General features: G+C 38.1%; 1 protein-coding gene and 1 pseudogene. One reads left to right on the forward strand and one right to left on the reverse strand.

Annotated elements, in window-relative coordinates:
• Nucleotides 1-386, reverse strand: a pseudogene (locus tag HMPREF9144_RS12385) (IS5/IS1182 family transposase); the annotation flags it as partial.
• A gap of 776 nt (nucleotides 387-1162) precedes the next feature.
• Between HMPREF9144_RS12385 and HMPREF9144_RS12710 the strand changes: the two are divergent.
• Nucleotides 1163-2544, forward strand: a 1382-nt coding sequence (locus tag HMPREF9144_RS12710) for a C13 family peptidase (RefSeq protein ID WP_006046488.1), incomplete at its 3' end; no start/stop codon positions are given.

Raw genomic sequence — 2544 nt, forward strand, 5'->3', positions numbered from 1 at the left:
GTTGGTTCTATACCTGCTCGTTTACAAAATAGTTTGTGTTTCTTTCTCTTTTGGTAGTAGCTGTCTTTAGCTTTAGGAGTATCAGGGATGAGTATCTTTGTCTGTCCAATCTGCTTTATACCTCTATACCCTCTATCTCCTGCTAACTTATCAACCTTCCTTCCTGTCATCCTTTGGGTTTGTTCTAACGTCTTTTCGATAGTATGCCCATCATATTCATTCCTAAAAGAACATGCACCAAGAATAAGTCCTGACCATGAACGAAGAATAGATACTTTATTGCCAAACTCATATTGCTTATGTTCCTTACCCTTGCTGATGCAAACTACATCTGGTTCGTGCAGAGAATATACTTTGTTCTTTGACTTCCTATTCTGAGAAACCACTAGGACATGTCAAATATGCATTAAATTAATTCCGCCAACAAGTGTATAATGATAAAAAGAAGCATTTTTTGCAAAAAAATACCTTGAAAATTTGCTTAATTAAAATAATTTCCCTAAAATTGCATTTAGAAATACAGTTCAAACGTTCTGTTTTAAGTCTAGTATAATGAAATTTTGGAACATCTAAATAGGTAAAGAAAGTACAAAGTAAAAGAAATATTATCCTATACGAATCGTTAAGTCTATTTCTTCTATTAGAAATCTCTATCTTGGATTGTCATAAAGAAGTGCCTTAAGTAGCCAGCTATCAGTCTCTGAGTTAAAAATCAGATAGACACAATATATTATTCATTAACCAAATAAAATTATGATGGAAAAAGCAGTATTTATAAATGGAGTGTTGGCTCTCTCTAATTCCCCTATTGCCAACGAGGAAATAGAAGAAATATATTGGGGAATGTGGAGGAATAACCTCTCGTGAAATTACTTTGACAAAGGGAAAATGGTTTATAAATCTAACCTATGTCGGTAATGTGGAATCAGCCACAATCTATATGGTTTTGAAAGAATTTATAAGTTCAAAAGAAATAAGATGAGGAAAAAGTTACTTTTTCTTGTACCGAAGAGTAGCAGACTTTCATACGAAACAGAACTGCCTTCAAGTGATTAGCTAATTTTTTTGCTCGGATTTTTTGCAAGAATATTAAAATAAAGTTATAGTAACATGAATAAGCGTGTATATTAACACGTTATTGTCTAATTTAATACTAAAAGCTATGGAAAAGAAAATTAAATTTTTATTCCTATTGCTTTGCTGTTTGATTAATTCACCAGCAATAGCACAACAAATGCGTGATGTCTCAAGACAGGAAGCCTTATCCATTGTCAAAATGTGTTTTAATGACCAAGATGTGGATTACTACCTCTGTGATGACCCTGTTCTTAATGTAATGAGTGAAGGCGAAAAACTCTCTTTCCTGCAAAGCAATGCATGGATATTTTTCGTTGATGCAGAACCAATGAAGGGTTGGGAACATGATTGTTACGTCGTTAGTATTGCAAAGAAGATAGGGAAATACCAATCTCCCGCACCTCTATCGACGAAATTCCGTCTTCCGCCTATGGGGAACTTCTCTCCATTAGAAGTAAAAAATCGTTATGGAGTACGAGCATTTCAAAAACCTTATGTGAAAAAAGCGACACTTACCAATGAGGTTAAAAGTGCTGCAGGACGTACTTATGCAGTAATTCTCAGTGGCGGACATAATAAGTATTCTAACTACGAGCGTTATTGGAACGACTGCTCTTTTGTCTATCAGACACTGGTCAATAAATATGGTGTGCCTAAAAACAACATCTCTGTCGTGATGTCCGACGGGACAGACCCTGCAGCCGACATGCATGCAACGACCGGAGGCTACAAATCCTCTCCGTTGGACTTGGACAATGACGGACAGCCGGACATACAATATGCCGCCACGCGTGCCAACGTGAAGAACGTCCTTTCCAGCCTTTCCCAAAGGATAGGGAAAGACGACCATCTTTTCTTCTATGTGATAGACCACGGCGGCACAAGAGACAATAATAATCAGTCATATATCTGTTTGTGGAATGAAGAAAAACTGCACGATTATGAACTTGCAGATTGGCTTCGTCCGTTTAACGAGAAGTCCGTCTATGTCAATGCCGTGTTGGGGCAATGCTTCTCAGGCGGTTTCATTGAGGAATTGTCCAAGGTGGGATGCTTTGTGGCAGCGGCATCAAAGGGGAGTGAGTCTTCTTGGTCATGTGGTGACATTCCCTATGACGAGTTCGTTTACCATTGGACTTCTGCAATAAATGAGGGCAATGCCTTCGGGCAGCCCATTTATTCGGATGTTGACAACAACCATAGGGTGACGATGGAAGAGGCGTTCAATTATGCCTATCAGCATGACAGGCGACGTCCTATGGAAAATCCCCAACACAAATCCAATCCTATATCCGTTGGAGAGGATTTAGCTTTCAACAACTTACCAGAAGCTGTGGATCTTTATATTAAAGACAATAATGAAGATACAGGAAAAGAACCGAACTTAACAACTGATGTCTTTTGGGATAGTCCTTCTATATGGGTAAGGAATAAAGCAGACGGCATCGAAGAACATGAAAATCCCTA

It is taken from the genome of Prevotella pallens ATCC 700821 (assembly GCF_000220255.1).
GTDB lineage: Bacteria > Bacteroidota > Bacteroidia > Bacteroidales > Bacteroidaceae > Prevotella > Prevotella pallens.